Annotated in this window: 17 protein-coding genes and 1 pseudogene; 7 read left to right on the top strand and 11 right to left on the bottom strand. The window is 70.3% G+C overall.

Going from position 1 to position 15614, the window contains the following annotated elements:
• Positions 1–21: 21 nt before the first annotated feature.
• From Ade02nite_RS21565 to Ade02nite_RS21555, 3 genes are read right to left on the bottom strand one after another with little or no spacing between them, the layout of a single operon-like run.
• A complete protein-coding gene (locus Ade02nite_RS21565) occupies positions 22–576 on the bottom strand; it encodes a flavoprotein (protein WP_203766419.1) in 555 nt (184 codons plus the stop codon).
• 3 nt (positions 577–579) lie between these two features.
• On the bottom strand, positions 580–909 hold the full coding sequence (locus Ade02nite_RS21560; RefSeq protein WP_203766417.1) for a hypothetical protein: 330 nt from the start codon (positions 907–909) through the stop codon (positions 580–582).
• Positions 906–2093, bottom strand: coding sequence for a type 2 periplasmic-binding domain-containing protein (locus tag Ade02nite_RS21555; protein WP_203766415.1), 1188 nt, complete (start codon positions 2091–2093; stop codon positions 906–908). The genes Ade02nite_RS21560 and Ade02nite_RS21555 overlap by 4 nt, the downstream gene beginning before the upstream one ends.
• A gap of 130 nt (positions 2094–2223) precedes the next feature.
• On the opposite strand from Ade02nite_RS21555, the gene Ade02nite_RS21550 reads away from it, so the two are divergent.
• The gene (locus tag Ade02nite_RS21550) at positions 2224–2769 is read left to right on the top strand and encodes a hypothetical protein (protein WP_239168942.1); all 546 of its coding nucleotides are present in this window, start codon (positions 2224–2226) and stop codon (positions 2767–2769) included.
• 63 nt (positions 2770–2832) lie between these two features.
• Positions 2833–3018, top strand: a pseudogene (locus Ade02nite_RS21545) (aldo/keto reductase); the annotation flags it as partial.
• A 20-nt stretch (positions 3019–3038) separates the two neighbouring features.
• Here the strand turns inward: Ade02nite_RS21545 and fdhA are convergent.
• Complete coding sequence (fdhA, locus tag Ade02nite_RS21540; protein WP_203766404.1) at positions 3039–4286, bottom strand: formaldehyde dehydrogenase, glutathione-independent; 1248 nt, start codon at positions 4284–4286, stop codon at positions 3039–3041.
• A gap of 346 nt (positions 4287–4632) precedes the next feature.
• Between fdhA and Ade02nite_RS21535 the strand changes: the two genes are divergently transcribed.
• Positions 4633–5247, top strand: a complete 615-nt coding sequence (locus Ade02nite_RS21535) for a DUF5753 domain-containing protein (protein WP_203766402.1) — start codon at positions 4633–4635, stop codon at positions 5245–5247.
• 12 nt (positions 5248–5259) lie between these two features.
• On the opposite strand, the gene Ade02nite_RS21530 is transcribed toward Ade02nite_RS21535, so the two are convergent.
• On the bottom strand, positions 5260–5457 hold the full coding sequence (locus tag Ade02nite_RS21530) for a DUF397 domain-containing protein (RefSeq protein ID WP_203766556.1): 198 nt from the start codon (positions 5455–5457) through the stop codon (positions 5260–5262).
• A gap of 230 nt (positions 5458–5687) precedes the next feature.
• Here Ade02nite_RS21530 and Ade02nite_RS21525 point away from each other — a divergent pair, with 230 nt between their 5' ends.
• Positions 5688–6599, top strand: a complete 912-nt coding sequence (locus Ade02nite_RS21525; RefSeq protein WP_203766400.1) for a helix-turn-helix domain-containing protein — start codon at positions 5688–5690, stop codon at positions 6597–6599.
• A gap of 11 nt (positions 6600–6610) precedes the next feature.
• Here Ade02nite_RS21525 and Ade02nite_RS21520 read toward each other — a convergent pair whose 3' ends face one another.
• The gene (locus Ade02nite_RS21520) at positions 6611–7054 is read right to left on the bottom strand and encodes a DUF6232 family protein (RefSeq protein WP_203766398.1); all 444 of its coding nucleotides are present in this window, start codon (positions 7052–7054) and stop codon (positions 6611–6613) included.
• Positions 7055–7283: 229 nt separating this feature from the next.
• Complete coding sequence (locus tag Ade02nite_RS21515) at positions 7284–7514, bottom strand: TM2 domain-containing protein (protein WP_203766397.1); 231 nt, start codon at positions 7512–7514, stop codon at positions 7284–7286.
• A 98-nt stretch (positions 7515–7612) separates the two neighbouring features.
• Between Ade02nite_RS21515 and Ade02nite_RS21510 the strand changes: the two genes are divergently transcribed.
• The gene (locus Ade02nite_RS21510; protein ID WP_239168941.1) at positions 7613–8584 is read left to right on the top strand and encodes a nucleoside hydrolase; all 972 of its coding nucleotides are present in this window, start codon (positions 7613–7615) and stop codon (positions 8582–8584) included.
• Positions 8585–8884: 300 nt separating this feature from the next.
• Complete coding sequence (locus tag Ade02nite_RS21505) at positions 8885–10894, top strand: galactose oxidase-like domain-containing protein (protein WP_239168940.1); 2010 nt, start codon at positions 8885–8887, stop codon at positions 10892–10894.
• Positions 10895–10901: 7 nt separating this feature from the next.
• Here the strand turns inward: Ade02nite_RS21505 and Ade02nite_RS21500 are convergent, their stop codons facing one another.
• Genes Ade02nite_RS21500 through Ade02nite_RS21490 form a run of 3 tightly spaced genes read right to left on the bottom strand, consistent with a single transcriptional unit; the run spans position 10902 to position 12849 of the window.
• Complete coding sequence (locus tag Ade02nite_RS21500; RefSeq protein WP_203766393.1) at positions 10902–11324, bottom strand: VOC family protein; 423 nt, start codon at positions 11322–11324, stop codon at positions 10902–10904.
• A gap of 41 nt (positions 11325–11365) precedes the next feature.
• Positions 11366–12367, bottom strand: coding sequence for a GlxA family transcriptional regulator (locus Ade02nite_RS21495; RefSeq protein ID WP_239168939.1), 1002 nt, complete (start codon positions 12365–12367; stop codon positions 11366–11368).
• Entirely contained in the window at positions 12322–12849 is a 528-nt protein-coding gene (locus Ade02nite_RS21490; protein ID WP_203766377.1) for a hypothetical protein, read from the bottom strand. The genes Ade02nite_RS21495 and Ade02nite_RS21490 overlap by 46 nt, the downstream gene beginning before the upstream one ends.
• Here Ade02nite_RS21490 and Ade02nite_RS21485 point away from each other — a divergent pair.
• Entirely contained in the window at positions 12836–13765 is a 930-nt protein-coding gene (locus Ade02nite_RS21485) for an NADP-dependent oxidoreductase (RefSeq protein WP_203766375.1), read from the top strand. The two genes, Ade02nite_RS21490 and Ade02nite_RS21485, sit on opposite strands and share 14 nt — an antisense overlap.
• Here the strand turns inward: Ade02nite_RS21485 and Ade02nite_RS21480 are convergent.
• A complete protein-coding gene (locus Ade02nite_RS21480) occupies positions 13750–15552 on the bottom strand; it encodes a hypothetical protein (protein WP_203766373.1) in 1803 nt (600 codons plus the stop codon). The two genes, Ade02nite_RS21485 and Ade02nite_RS21480, sit on opposite strands and share 16 nt — an antisense overlap.
• Between the last annotated feature and the right edge of the window lie 62 nt (positions 15553–15614).

Here is a 15614-nt window from a genome sequence, read left to right as displayed (position 1 = left end):
ACCTGGGCCGGGGCCTAGCGACTATCGGACAGGCGCGGGGTGACGATCGACGGTGTTGAGCCCGAAGACGTCCTCGACCAGATCGAGCGCCTTGATCCACGGGAAGGGCGCGCCGTTGCCGGGCACCCAGCCGTCGACCGGGCCGAACAACACCCGCACGCCCTCGGCACGCAGCTCGTCGAGGGAACGGCGGAACGGGCGGCGGGCGGCGAGCGCCTCGTTGACCGCGGGCACCACGACGGTCGGCACGCCCCGGCCGATCACGTCGGCGACGGAGCTCAACGCGTACGTGTCGGCGATGCCCTGCGCCAGCTTGTTTATGGTGTTGAAGGTCGCCGGCGCGACGATGAGCGCGTCGGCGGGCGGCGAGATCCTGGTGCCGTCCGGCGCGAACTTGTACGTGGTGCGCACCGGCTTGCCGCTGGCCCGGGCGACCTCGGCCGGGTCGATGAACTCGAGCGCGTTCTGTGTCGCCGTGACGTCGACGGACCAGCCGCGCCCCATCGCCGTCTCGATCAGCCCGAGCACCCCCGCGGCCGCCGATCCTCCGCAAACCACCACACGTAAGTCACCCATACCTTACGATTCTGTCGGATGATCGGGATCTTCGGGCTTCGTCCGGGCATCTGAGGTCTGGGCTTTCGAGTTGTAGGACCGGTAGGCGAGGTAGAGCGCGCCCACCGCCGCCACGGCCGCGGCCACACTGGACAGTTGATCGGCCATGCTGGGCCCGAGCGCGACCACGAAGACCACCAGGCTCAGCACCAGCAACAACCCGAGCAGCACGGTGCGCCACCAGCGCGGCAGCTGCGGGCCGGGCATCTTCTTGCGCACCAGGTAGACGCCGCTCTCGATCAGCACGATGGCGGCGGTCACCACGATGCAGATCTGCCACGCCTCGATGCTCATCGCAGGTGCCCCTGGATGTCCTGGATGAACTGCTGGGTGAGCTGCTCGCCGTCGTAGAGGAACCGGTGCGTGTGCCCGGCGAAGCTCTCGGCGAACGCCGCGTAGTCGCGGTGCATGGGCCGCGGGCGGGACGACTCCACCCCGTTCCGGATCACCTTGAGATGCGGCAGCGTCTCGGTCACCACCGGATCGATGTACGCGTCCAGGCCGGTCGGCGCGAAGCCGTGCTTGGCGAGCAGCAGCTGAGCGTGCGCGTCGGTGAGGAAGTGGATCGCCTCGACCGCCTCGTCCTGGTGATCGCTCTCGGCCGAGACCGCGAGGCTCTGCCCGCCGATGATGCCGATCGGCACCCGGCCGAGCCGGATCTCGTCGGTGGCCGGCTTGGTGCGCTCGGCCCGGTCGATCGCCGGGAAGTAGACCGGCCAGTTGCGCATGTAACGCAGGCTGTTGCGCTGGAACGTGCGGTTGGTGTCGTCCTCGCCGGCCTCCGCGCCGACACGCCGCCCCCGGATCGCAGCCGCGAGCGGCTCCAGCGCCGAACGCCACTGGCCGAGGCTGAACGAGAGCTGCCCGCTCTCGTCGAGGATCGCCTCGTCCTGCGCCAGCGCCTGCTCCAGGACGTTGACCACGAACGCCTCGTCGGTCTGCGAGCCGACCGTGTCGAGCTGGCCGACGAAGCTGCGCGAGCTGGTCGTCATGACCTGCGCGAGCGTGGGATCGGGGCCGGCCTCGGCCTTGTCGGTGACGCGGCGGTAGAGCACGCCGACGTCGGTGTTGAAGGGCACCGCCCAGAAGTCGTCGGAGCCCTCGCGCACGTTGAGCCGCCGCACCGGGGCGAGCAGCGAGATGTCGTTGCGCGGGGTGATCGGCACGATCCGCTTCTCGGCCGCGAACTTGGGGATGTGGATGACGTCGAGGTTGAAGGTGTCGGCGTGGCTGGAGATGAACTTCTCGTACTGGTCCCGCGTCGAGCTGTTGACCTCGATCGGCTCGATCTTGACGTACGGGTTGAGGTCGTTCCACATCTGCACCAGCAGCCGCCGCCCACCGGTCCGGTCCCCGCCGGTCACCAGCGTGAGGGTGACCTCCTCGCGGCGGGTGAGCAGATAGCTCGCCGAGGCGGAGAGCATGCCGGCCGTGAGGACACCCGCGAGGAACGACCGTCGTGAGTAGAGCTCCGTCATGGGCGCCTCCGTCCGCGCCCCCCGACAGTACAGATCGACGTCAATCTTCGCTGTTGTTCACAACAACCTCGTCAGCCCCGCTAAGCGGACCACCGCCCCCGGCGCCCGTTTCCCGCCTAGGCTGGCAACCGTGCACACGGTCGTCGAGGTGGGCAGCCGGCTCGATCCGGAGATCAGCTGGCCGGAGGGCGCCGCCCTGAGCATGTTCGCCGGTGAGCCCGTACAGCTGATGATCTTCCTGAGCCGCCCCCACGAGCTGGAGATCCAGGCGGTCAGCTCGCCACCCACCCAGTTCGCGTGGGTCGACAGCGAGCAGGCGGGCGTGCTCGTCTACCGCCTCGGCCCCCTGCTGACCTGGTCACAGACCCCGTACAACCCGCACCTGTTCCCACCCGAGGACGGCCTGCCCGGCGTCGACGCCGACCCGGTCGTGCAGATCGTCCTCATCGACCGCGACACCAACATCGTCAAGGCCCTCAACGCGGTGCGCTGGCCCGAGGAGTTCGCCGCCGCCGTCCGCGCCTCCGTCGTCCGCATGCGCGAGACCCCGTTCAACCGCATCGCCTACGACCACACGCTGGCCGCCCTGCACCGCCACTACCCCACCGCCGAGGACCTGATCGTCGACCGCGCCGAGGCCCACTGCACGGCCACTCCCCTCACCACCGAGGAGTGACCGCGGCCCATCCCCGCTGTTAGCGCCGCGGTCGTGGGTGGGGCTGTGCGGCCGGCGACGTTTCGGATCGGCGGGGATCTGGAGGTGGGGCGGCTCGGGTTCGGGGCCATGCCCAGCCAGGTCGCGCTGGCCTGGCTGCTCGCCCGGTCGCCGGTCGTCGTCCCGATCCCGGGCACGAGCCGCATCGAGCATCTCGAGGAGAACCTCGCCGCCCGGGAGTTGCGGCTGGGTGAGTGGGCGGGCCGGTAGCCCGCCCACTCCCCTGCCCGTCAGGCGGCTCGCTTGCCGACCACGCCGTGCGGGTCGATCACGTACTTGCGGGCCGCGCCCTGATCGAACTCCTGGTAGCCCCGCGGGGCCTGGTCGAGCGAGATCGGGGTGGCGTTGACGTTCTTCGCGATCTGCACCCTGTCGTGCAGGATCGCCATCATCAGGTTGCGGTTGTACTTCATGACCGGGCACTGGCCGGTCACGAACGAGTGCGACTTCGCCCAACCGAGGCCGAGCCGCAGCGACAGCGAGCCCTCCTTGGCCGCCTCGTCGACACCGCCCGGGTCACCGGTCACGTAGAGGCCGGGGATGCCGATCGCGCCGCCCGCGCGGGTCATCGTCATCAGCGAGTTGAGCACCGTCGCCGGCATCTCGGTCTGCGCGTTCTGCCCGTGGCCGCGGGCCTCGAAGCCGACCGCGTCGACCGCCGCGTCGACCAGCGGCTCGCCGATCGCCGGCGCGTCGTGGCCGAGGATCTGCCGCACCTGCTCGACCGGGTCGCCCTGCGCCACGTTCACCGTCTCGCAGCCGAAGCTGCGGGCCTGCGCCAGCCGCTCCTCGTTCAGGTCACCCACGATCACCACAGCCGCGCCGAGGAGGTACGCCGAGGTGGCCGCCGCCAGGCCGACCGGGCCGGCGCCCGCCACGTACACCGTCGATCCGGTGGTGACTCCGGCGCTGACGCAGCCGTGGTAGCCGGTCGGGAAGATGTCGCTGAGCATGGTCAGGTCGAGGATCTTCTCCAGTGCCTGGTCGCGGTCGGGGAACCGGAGCAGATTCCAGTCCGCGTACGGGACGAGCACGTACTCGGCCTGCCCGCCGACCCAGCCGCCCATGTCGACGTAGCCGTACGCCGATCCCGGCCGGTCCGGGTTGACGTTGAGGCAGATCCCGGTCTTGCCCTCCTTGCAGTTGCGGCACCGCCCGCAGGCGATGTTGAACGGCACCGAGCACACGTCGCCGACCTTGACGTATTCGACGTCCGGCCCGACGTCGACGACCTCGCCGGTGATCTCGTGCCCGAGCACCAGCCCCTCGGGCGCGGTGGTCCGCCCGCGCACCATGTGCTGGTCGCTGCCGCAGATGTTGGTGGTGACCGTCTTGAGGATCGCCCCGTGCCGGACCTTGCGCCCGATGTTGGCCTTGTTGACGCCCGGCCCGTCCTTCAGGTCGTACGTCGGATAGTCGATGTCGTGGACCTCGACGCGTCCCGGCCCCTCGTACACCACTGCTCGGTTTCCTGGCATCGTTGCCTCCCGTCCAGACGTGGGGAACTGCCGGCGCACGCGCCCCCAGCCGGTCGGGGCCACGGCGCCCGCAAGAGCCAGTCTTCTCCTGATCCGTCCGGGAAAAACGGGACGTTATGGCAGCTCACGCCGATCCCGGCATTGCTCACATATCCAGAGACGCAGATGTCCGTCCGGACGTTTCTGCGCACCGAGCGGACGAGGGCGCCCAGGTGAGACGAGTGCGGCGCGGCGACACGCAGTTGATCCATTTTGGGACCTTTCGCCGTCGCGGTAGTCTGCTGTCCGCCATTGGATACTTGCGTTTTGCAGATAGCTTGCCGCAGGTGGATTAGCATCGGGCCATATGGAGGGCATGACGATGACGAAGATGTTCGACGTCCGGAGGTCGGAGGCGTTCCGGCAGCTTCGCGACGTGGAGAAGGTCGCCACGAGCATCTTCCTCAACAGTCCGCTCTGGGTGCCGGGCATCTTCCAGGTGCCGGCGTACGCGCGCGAGATGATCTCGCGCATCTCCGGGCTGCCCGCCGACGACGCCGAGGTCCTCGAGCGCGCCGAGGTGCGCGAGGAGCGGCACGCCGCGTTCCTGCGGCGACTGCGGGGCGACGAGGCCCCCGAGGTGCGCGTCGTGCTCGACGAGTCCGTGCTCCGCCGCGCTCCCGCGGGGTCCGGCGCGATGCGGGAACAGCTCGATCATCTCGTCGAGCTCTCCGAGATCCCTTCCGTCCACATCGGCGTCATTCCGCTCGACCAGGGCCCGCACCAGGGCCTGGCCGGCCCCTTCGAGGTGCACGACGCCGCGACCGGCGCTCTGGTCTTCTTCGAGAGCGCCGAGGGCGACCGCATCGTCGACGCGCCGCAGAGAGTCGCCCTCTACCGAGATCTGGTGGGCACGCTGATGAGCACCGCGGTGACGGGCGAGGAATTGCGCACACTGCTGAGCAAGCTCACCGCCCGCTGACCCGGATTGCCGTCACTCCGGGAAGGCGCCGCCGGCCTTCAGGTCGGCGATGAAGGCCCGGAAGGTGTCGTGGTCGAATCGAAGGACGGGACCGCCGCGATCCTTGGAGTCACGCACGAGCACTTCGTCCTCGGTGGCTTTGACCTCGACACAGGCACCGCCCGAGCTTCTCGAGCTCGTGCGCCATTCAGGGCTGTTTCGGTCTAGCATTGCGCCTCCCGCAAGCCGACAATTGCCCAGCACCCGGCACTCCGGCGGAGCCGGCTGATCACCCAGCGTACCCGACATCCAGAAATCTGGATTGTTCGAAAGGTGCCAGAAGGGCGGCGTCCCGCGCGCTCTGACGCTTCCCCGACGGTGTTGTACGATTCCTGCGGGTAGGCACGCGCTATCTGCGTTTTGCAGCCTGCCGACGGCTACAGGGCGGGCGGTGACGAGGCATGACCGACGTTTCCGGTCAGTCCTTCGTGCCGTCCGCCGCCGTCGGGCCCAAGGTGGCCAAGGCCAGCGTCGCGCACCGCCTCAGAGTCCTGCGCGAGCAGGCCGGCATGAGCGCCGCAACGGTCGCCGCCACCATGGATTGGTCGGTCTCCAAACTGACTCGCATCGAAAAGGGCGAGGTGACCGTCCAGCCTTTGGAGGTCCGCGCGCTGCTTGCCCATTACGGTGTCACCGACGAGGATCTGCTCGCCGATTTCTCGCGACTCGCTCGGACGTCGCGCACCCGGCAGTGGTACAGCCGCCACAGGCTGAACGGCGCATTCGCCGACTTCGTCGCCTACGAGCACGAGGCCGTCGCCATTCGCATTTGGCAGGTGCTTTTCGTGCCGGGCCTGTTGCAGACCAGGGAATACGCGCGAGCCATCACCGCTCTCACGTTGCGCACCGATCCCAACGACGAACAGGTGAAGGCGCGGGTGGATTTGCGGATCGACCGCCAGCAGGCCTTCTTCGAGCGTCTGGGCGGGCCGGACTCCCCGCGTCTCATGTCGGTGATCGACGAAGGGGTGCTGCGCCGCCCCGTGGGCGGGCGTGACGTCATGCTCCAGCAACTGGACCATCTCCTGTCGCTCGCCGAGAGCACCGGCGCCGTCGAGCTCGGCGTGGCTCCCCTGGACCTGGAGCGTCATTCCGGCCTGGGCGGCTCGTTCGAGCTCCTGCAGTTCTCCGCCGAGAGCCACGGCGACGTCCTGTTCGTCGAGGCCGCGGCGGGACACGACTTCATCCGGACCGACCAGGAGTCCACCGCGCGGCACGGCGCCCTCTTCCAGGACCTGCTCGACTACGGCCGCACGGGCGACCGTGCCCTTCAGCTCATCCGCTCCATCCGCGACGAGATGCGCGGCTCCTGAGCCGCGCCGGCTCAGAACGGATGGTTGGCCTCCTTGGCCCGCACGACCGCGCGCCGCACCTGTTCGAAGACGCGCCGGTCGGCCGAGGCGAAGAGCACCACGCGGCGCCCCTTGTACCAGGCCGCCAGCTCCATCCGCCGCGGGTTGCGGCGCCCGTCGGCCCAGACCGCGCCGCCCAGGCCGGCCGCGGTGAGCGCGCCCGCGACGCAGAACAGCAGCATCACCGAGCCGGCGAGCGCCGCGACGCCGAGCGCCAGCAGCAGCTCCACCGCCCCGCAGTAGAGGGCCACCATCCGCGCGGGATAGGCGTAGAAGTAGCTCGGGTCCTCGATGATCAGATCGCGGACCTGGTAGCGGGCCTCCCAGGTCTTGATGTAGACGCTGGTGACGATGATGTCCGGGCCGGGATAGAAGCAGATCCCGTGGCCTGCCGACATTTCCGAGTTCGCTGCCATGACGACCTCCTGACTTCCATCGTCAGGTCGGTGTCGGCTAGTAGCAATCCTCACTCGTGACTAGGCCGTCAGCCGTCCGCCATCTGCGTCTTGCAGATAAGCCACTTCGACCTATAAGTCGCTTTTATTCCTCGCGATTTGCGCCCTTTGCGGCACATCGCCACTTGCCACGATAACCGAACGTGAAAAGGGACGGCCCGAAGGCCGCCCCTTTCGGTCTCCGCTGGGATCAACGCGCGAGCGCGAGGCCCTGCTTGTCCGAGAACTTGCCGACCGCGATCATGATGAAGTCGATCAGCGTCCAGATGCCGAAACCGCCGACGGTGATCAGCATGAGGATGCCCGTGCCGACCTTCCCAACGTAGAAGCGGTGCACACCCAGCGTGCCCAGGAAGAAGCAGAGCAGCAGCGTGGCGATCCAGGACTTCGAGCCCGTGGCGGCGGTCTGCGTAGCGGTCATTATCGCTATATCTCCTTTGTGGAGTGATTGCGGCAAAATCGATGCACCTTAGCGGGCCTAACCCTCCGTGTGCAAGACCCGCCTCTATCGTCGTCGGCATGAGAGACTTCGCTGCTCAGCCCGTGATCGTCGACTGCGACCCCGGTCACGACGACGCGCTGGCCCTGATGCTGGCCGCGGGCGACCCCCGGCTGCGCCTCCTCGGCGTCACCACGGTCGCCGGCAACCAGACGCTCGACAAGACGACGCGCAACGCGCTGCGGATCCTCGCCCTGGCCGGCGTCTCCGGCGTGCCGGTCGCCGCCGGGTGCGATCGGCCGCTCGTCGGCGACCTCACCGTCGCCGAGGACATCCACGGCACGTCCGGGCTCGACGGCCCCGAGCTCGACGTCCCGGTCGCCGAGGCCGAGCGGGTGCACGCGGTCGAGCTCATGCGCCGCCTGATCACCGGCGCCGCCGAGCCGGTCACCCTGATCGCCACCGGCCCGCTCACCAACGTCGCGCTGCTGCTGCGCACTCACCCCGAGGTCATGTCGTACGTGCGCCGCGTCGTCCTGATGGGCGGCTCCACCGAGCGGGGCAACACGACGCCGTACGGCGAGTTCAACATCGTCACCGACCCCGAGGCGGCCGACATCGTGCTGCGCTCGGGGCTGCCGGCCACGATGATCGGCCTGAACGTGACGCACCGGGCACTGGCGACCGCCGAGATCATCGCCGAGTTCCGGGCGCTCGGCACCCGCCTGGGCACCGTCTGCGCCGAGCTGATGACGTTCTTCGCGAGCACCTACCACCGGGTGTTCGGCTTCGCCCACCCGCCCGTCCACGACCCGATCGCCGTGGCCGCCGTCATCGACCCGTCGATCGTCCACACCGTCGCGGCCCCGGTCGCGGTCGAGCTGACCGGCGCGCACACCCGCGGCGCGACAGTCGTCGACCTGCACCGCCGTACGGCGAACTCCCCCAACGCCGACGTCGCGGTGGACCTCGACGTGGACGCGTTCTGGCGGCTGCTCGTCTCCACGGTCGCCACCCTCGGACCCCGAACGCCTTCCGGCACGCATGGATAGCCGCTCGCCCACGAGACATTTCCACGTTTCATTAGGCCGTTCGGCTGGCCGCCACCGGCCGGACGGCCCGAAGGAATGAACCGAAGTCTCGGCCGCCACACACATTGAACACCGTCTTAACGGGAGTTAAAGTGGTCGTCTCTTGCGCGAAGACAACCCGCTCCCGGCCGGGACGTCCGGACATTTACCCTGTACCGACGCCCACGCCGCGCAGGCGAAGGGACTACCGCAATGCTCGGGCGCCGTGGCCTTACCATTCCTGCCTTTTTCGCTGCCTTAATACTCGTTCTCGCCTCCGGCGTGGCCGGCAGTCCCGGCCACGCGGCGGAAACCGCGCATCAGCACGGCCCGGGCGACGAGCGCGAGCACATGGAGCAGGACCTCGCGGGTGTGCCGATGAGCGTCGTCGAGGAGCAGACCGCGGCGAACGCGGCGCGCATCCAGCGCTCCACCGGCGTCCGGCCCGGAACGGCCCGCACGAGGGCGAACGTCGCCGCCGACCCAGGGCAGTCGGGGGCGTGGAGCACGGTGCACGAGACGCCGGTCGTCCCGGTGTTCACGGCCGTGCTGCCGAACGGCAAGGCGCTCATCTGGGACTCGGTCGGCGACAAACCGACCGAGTCGTACCCCGACCACAGCTTCACCCGCGCGATGGTCTGGAATCCCGCCGACAACACGTACAAACGGGTCGATCTTCAGGGATCCAACATCTTCTGTGCGGGCTTCGCGCACCTCGCGAACGGCAACATCCTGGTCGCCGGCGGAAATGCCAATGCGAAACTCGACGGCACGGTTCACACGTACGTGTTCGACTGGCGCACCGAAACGTGGACCCGCGGCAATGACATGGCCGCCGCGCGCTGGTATCCGTCGGTGGCCGAAACGGCGAACGGCGAAGAAGTGATCATCGGCGGTGGCCCCGCGACCGCCGAGGTCTATCAGACGAACGGCGCCATTCGGGCGCTCACCGGTTTCACCAAGTACAACGCGCGGCTCTATCCGTTCATGGGCTCGCGCCCCGACACCCAACTGGGCCTGTTCGGCCCGTACCCCACCGCGTACACGATCAACACCACGGGGGCCGGCGTGATCACCGCGACCGGCACGCGCGACGCGATCAGCCGCGACTACGGCAGCTTCGCCACGTACGACATCGGCAAGTCCGTCGTGGTCGGGGGCGGCAACCTCACCGAGGGCGGCGCCGAGCACGTCGCCACCCGGACGGCCGTGACCCTCAGCACCGGCACCGGGCTGTTCCCGGCCATCGCGCCCACCGGATCGCTGGCGACGGGCCGGCGCCAGCTCAACGCCACCCTGCTCGCCGACGGCTCGGTGCTGGCGACCGGCGGCATGAGCAGTGCGGCACCCTCGACCAACGTCGACCTCGACCACGCCACGACGGCGGCGGAACGCTGGGACCCCGCAACCGGCCAGTGGCAGGTGCTCGCGAGCGCCGCCCGCATCCGGCAGTACCACTCGACGGCCGCCCTGCTCCCCGACGGCCGCGTCATGACGGGCGGCGGCGGCATCTGCGGCGACTGCCTGACCGCCGGCTACCTCGAGAAGAACATCGAGTACTTCACCCCGCCGTACCTGTACAAGAAGGACGGCAGCGGCGAGCCGGCGCCGCGCCCCACCATCGCCACCGCGCCCACCACCGTCGGCGTCTCGACGAACTTCACGATCACCTCACCGCAGGCGGCCACCGTCCGCAAGGTCGCCCTGGTCGGCCTCGCCGACGTCACCCACGGCGTCGACCAGGGCCAGCGGTACGTCCCGCTCAAGTTCACGACCGCCGGCACCACGCTGACCGTCACCGGCCCCCCGAACGGCGGCGTGGCACCTCCCGGCTACTACATGCTCTTCGCGATCGACGCGAGCGGCGTCCCCTCCGTCGCCAAGATGGTGCAGGTCACCAAGGGCCCCAACCCCCTGATGAGCCCCGTCAAGAACGTCACCGGCCGGTGCCTCGACGTGCCGAGCTCGTCGCTGACCCCGCAGACCTACCTGCAGACCTACACCTGCAACAACACCAAGGCCCAGGCCCTGAGCCGCCTCCCCGACGACAAGACCCTGCGCGTCCTCGGCAACTGCCTCGACGTCCCCTACCAGAACTTCGTCACCGGCCAGCGCATCTGGGCCTTCTCCTGCAACGCCGGCCCGGCACAGACCTGGCAGTTCGGCACCGACCAGACCATCCGCCCGGTCCGCAACACCACCCTGTGCCTGGCCGCCGCCAGCACAGCCGAGCGGGCCGTGGTCCAGCTGACCACCTGCAACGGCAACAACCTCCAGAAGTGGACGTGGTAGCCGCCGCTCAGGCGTTCTGCTCCTGGCCCTGCTGGAGGATGCGGACCGCGTTGCCGGACGGGTCGCGCAGGCCCATGTCGGTGCCGTAGAAGTGGGCGGTCGGCTCCTGGGTGAAGTCGCTGAAGCCCTGCGCCTTGAGGCTCTCGTACAGCCCCCGCACGTCGTCGGAGTTGAGGACGATGCCGTTCAGGGCGCCCTTGGCGATCAGCTCGCGGAGCTGCTCGGCCGTCGCCTCGTCGTGCAGCGGTGGGCCCGGCTGCTCCAGCGAGATCTCGGTGCCGTCGGCGCCGGGCACGCGCACGGTCAGCCAGCGGTAGTCGCCCTGCTGGACGTCGTTGCCCTTCTCGAGCCCCAGCATGTCGACGTAGAACTTGAGCGCTTCGTCCTTGTCGTGGACGTAGATCGACGTGACGTTCAGCTTGGTGATCATCGCGCGTTCTCCTCTGCCGTGGGATTGGGAACGTCGTCAGGCTATAGAAATCGCTCCGGCGCCGGCTTCTCCGAAACTGATTGATGGCGCCGGGTGGTGCCGAACCGGCGCTGGTACGCGGCAGGGCTGAGGGACAGCTTGCGGGTGAAGACCCGGCGCAGGCTCTCGTAGCTGGGAAATCCGGCCTGTGCCGCCGCCTGGGTGGCGTTGTGGCCCTGATCGAGCAGGGCACGCGCCATGTCGAAGCGGATGTTCTCGACGTAGCGGGCCGGCGTCGTGGACAGCTCGTCGCGGAAGAGCCGGGTGAGATGCCGGGTGCTCATGTTGAGGTGCCCGGCGAGCGCGGCCAGCGAGTGGTCCGCACGCGGGTCGCCGGTGACCAGGTCGGTGATCCGGCGCAGGGCCGGCGAGCGGGGCGGTGGACCCTGCAGCGGCGCCGAGAACTGGGACTGGCCGCCCGCACGCTGCATGTACACCACCAGCGAGCGCGCCACGTCCCGGGCCAGGGCCGGCCCGTGGTCCTCCTCGACCAGCGCCAGCGACAGGTCGATGCCCGCCGTCACCCCCGCCGACGTGTACGTGCTGCCGTCCCGGACGTAGATCGCGTCGGGTTCGACGCGGCACGCCGGGCACCGGGTGGCGAGCTCGTGCGTGACCTTCCAGTGGGTGGTCGCCCGCTTGCCGTCGAGCAGCCCGGCGGCGGCCAGCACGAAAGCCCCGGTGCAGACCGACGCGACCCGGCCGGCCGCGGCGGCGGGCCTCCGTGCGGCGTCCGCCAGCTCACCGGGCACCCGGGCGCGCGGATAGCGGTCGGAGCCGGGCACCAGGAATGTGCCGATCGCCGGTTCCGCGGAGACGGCGCCGTCGACCGCGACGCGTACGCCGAGGTTCGACGTGACGTCCGCACCGCCCGGCGACACCAGCGTGATCCGGTAGTCGGCGCCGAATCGGTTGGCCTCCTTGAACACCTCGGCCGGGCCGGCGACGTCCAGCAGGGTCACGCCGTCGTAGACGAGGATCGCGACCCGATGGGGTACGGACACCGTCCATTGGTAGCACACGGCTGTCCCGATTCGGGTGGTTCCTGGCCGGACCGGGGCGGCGCCGCACGCGCACCGGCGCGCAGCATGAAGCCATGCCCGAAGTCATCGCAGGGTTGACGATCCACCTGGCGGCCATGTTCCACGACAGCGGCCTCCTGGCGCCTTTCTCGGACGAGGAGCAGCGCTTCGAGGTGGACGGCGCCGACCACGCGCGGCGGTTCCTCGAGGAGCGCGGCTTCCCCCGGCCCGCCGCCGACACGGTCTGGACGGCGATCGCGCTGCACACCACGCCGGGGATCCCGGGCCGGATGGCGCCGGAGATCGCGGCCACCCACCTCGGCGTGCTGACCGACGTCGTCGGCTTCGGCCTCGGCGACCTGCCGCGGGACCGGCTGGACGAGATCGTCGCCGCGCACCCCCGGGGCGACTTCAAGAACGAGTTTCTGGCCGAACTGAAAGGACCCTTCGATGCGCGCCATCACCGTGCAGAGCCGCGACGCGGGCGTGGACGGCCTCACCCTGGCCGACATGCCTCAGCCGTACGCCGCGGAGAACGACGTCATCGTCCGCGTCCACGCCGCGGGCTTCACCCCCGGGGAGCTCGACTGGCCGGCGACCTGGACCGACCGGGCCGGCCGCGACCGCACGCCCGTCATCCCCGGCCACGAGCTGTCCGGCACCGTGGCCGAGCTCGGCCCCGGCAGCACCGGCCTCACCGTGGGGCAGCGGGTCTTCGGCCTGACCGACTGGGCCCGCAACGGCACCCTCGCCGAGTACACCGCGGTCGAGGCCCGCAACCTGGCACCCCTCGCGGCCGACATCGACCACACGGTGGCCGCCGCGCTGCCCATCTCGGGCCTGACCGCGTGGCAGGCCCTGTTCGACCACGCCCGCCTGACCACCGGCCAGTCGGTCCTGATCCACGGCGCCGCGGGCGGCGTCGGCTCGATCGCCGTCCAGCTGGCCCGCGAGGCGGGCGCCTATGTGATCGGCACCGGCCGTCCCGCCGGCCGCGACACCGTGCTGAGCCTCGGCGCGCACGCCTTCGTCGACGACTTCCGCCGGGCCGGCGAGGTGGACGTGGTGCTCGACGTGGTCGGCGGCGACACCCTGAGGCAATCGGCGGACCTGGTGCGCCCGGGCGGCACGCTCGTCAGCATCGCCGAGCCGCCGCAGGTCCGGCCCGAGCGGGGACGAGCCGTCTTCTTCATCGTCGAGCCCGACCGCGCCCGCCTGGCCGACCTGGCCGGCCGCGTCCGTGCCGGAACCCTGAAGCCCCTCGTCGGCGCGGTGCTCCCGCTCGCCGAGGCGGCGGCCGCGTTCACCGGTCCCCGCCGCGCCCCCGGCAAGACCATCATCAAGGTCGTGGACGAGGAGGAGCGTCAGCCGAGCCGGTAGAGGATGGTGCCGCCGATCTGCTCGCGGGTGATGCCGAGGCCGTCGATCGGGCGGTTGGGCAGGCCCTCCCACGGGGTGCCGCCCAGCCACTCGGGCAGGACGACGACCGATCTGATGCCTTCGGCCCGCAGCGACGCGATGCTCGCCGTGTCCGGGAAGGTGGTGCTGATCGCGCGGATCCGCTCCTGGCCGGTGGGGTTGAACGTGATCAGGCCGTTGGGGACGCGCGGGAACCCGTTCGTGGTCCACAGCATGATGGACATCTCGAGGCTGCCGCCGCTGGGCAGGACCAGGACCGGTTCCGGCGCGGCTCTCATCGCGGCCGGATAGGGCAGCACCTCGGGGTGCGAGGTCCGGTTGACGCCTTCGAGGACGACCAGCGCGAGCGGGATCAGCAGGGCGAGCCGGGCCGCGACGAACTTGCCACGGGCCAGGAGCCCCGGCCGCCAGGGCGCCGCGGTCCGCGCCTGGACCACGAACGCGCTGACCGCGCCCGCGGCCAGGATCGCCAGCAGCAGCGAGGTCCACACCGTCATCCGCCCGGGTGTGCGCAGCGCCGCCCAGCCGGGCAGGAGCCGGGAGAGGGTCAGGTAGCCCGGGTCGCCGTTCCAGGGCAGGGTCGCGCCCAGCGCCAGGAGCACCGCCACGAGGGTGCCGAGGGCCAGCAGGACCCGGTGGCGCACCCGGAAGACCGAGACGAACGTGCCCATCGCGGCCAGCGCGATCAGGGCCACGCCGGGGAGCAGCGCCATCTCCGGCGGCCACGGCAGGTCGGCGCGCGCCCCGGCGTGCCGGGCGCCCCACAGCCAGGACGCCTCGGGCGCGACGAAGAAGCCGCGCCAGGGGGGCGAGTACATCTCGGTCCAGCTCAGCGCCCGGTCGGCCTGGGGGTGGAGCTGGACGACGCGGGCGAAGGCGAGTCCCATGTACGCGGTGGCGGCGGCGAAGCAGAGCCCGCCGATCAGGTCCGCGGCCAGCAACCGCCGGCCGAGCGGGAACCGGCCGCGCCGCCACCGGGTCCAGCCGATCCACACGGCGACCACCAGACAGACGGCGATCATCACGTACGCGAAGACGAGCCCGATGGCGAGCCCGAGGGTGATCTGCCACGCGCCGACCAGCCAGCCGGCCAGCGCCCACCACGGGCTGTGCCGTTCGGGGCGGTGGCCGGCGCGCAACGACCAACCGTGGCCGCGAGCGATCATGGCGAGGCTCAGCGCGATCCCGCCGGTGGAGAGGACGTTCAGGTGCCCCGCGTGGGCGAGCCGCCACGGCGCGAACGCCCACGCGACGCCGGCCACCGTCGCGCCGAGCGGATGGGCGCCCAGCTGGCGGGTCAGGGCGTACGCCCCGACGAAGGCGAGCGCGTGCAGCAGGACGTACAGGATGTTGTATCGCAGGACGGCCGCGTCCATGCCGGAACCGATCATGCCGAGCGGCGCGTAGCCGAGCACGGTGTCGGTGAAGGCCAGCGAGTGCGGGTCGGGATAGAACGTGTTCGAGTCCCACAGGTGTGCGGGATCGCGCGGCAGCACGTGCCCGCCCCAGGCGATCTGCCAGGCGAACAGGGACGGGTCGCCGATGTCGCCGGGCACCGTGTGCCGCGGGTCGCGCAGCGTCGGCCAGGTCAGCGTCACGGCGAGCGCCAGCCCGCCGAGGATCACCAGGAACCATTCCCGGCGCGCCCACCACCGTCTCAGCACGCCCGGCGACGCCGGGGACTCCTCAGCGTTGCCGCCGTCGGCCTGCTCGCCGCGGACGGCCGCGGTGGTTCCTGTTCCGCTCACCCAAGCCCCCGGTTCTGGCCGTGCCGACGCTACGCATTGTTACACATCAATGTCCGAGTGTC

The sequence above is a fragment of the Paractinoplanes deccanensis genome (assembly GCF_016862115.1).
Taxonomy (GTDB): Bacteria; Actinomycetota; Actinomycetes; order Mycobacteriales; family Micromonosporaceae; genus Actinoplanes; species Actinoplanes deccanensis.
The sequence above is the reverse complement of the archived record's forward strand: the minus strand, read 5'-3'. Positions and strand labels throughout refer to the sequence as shown.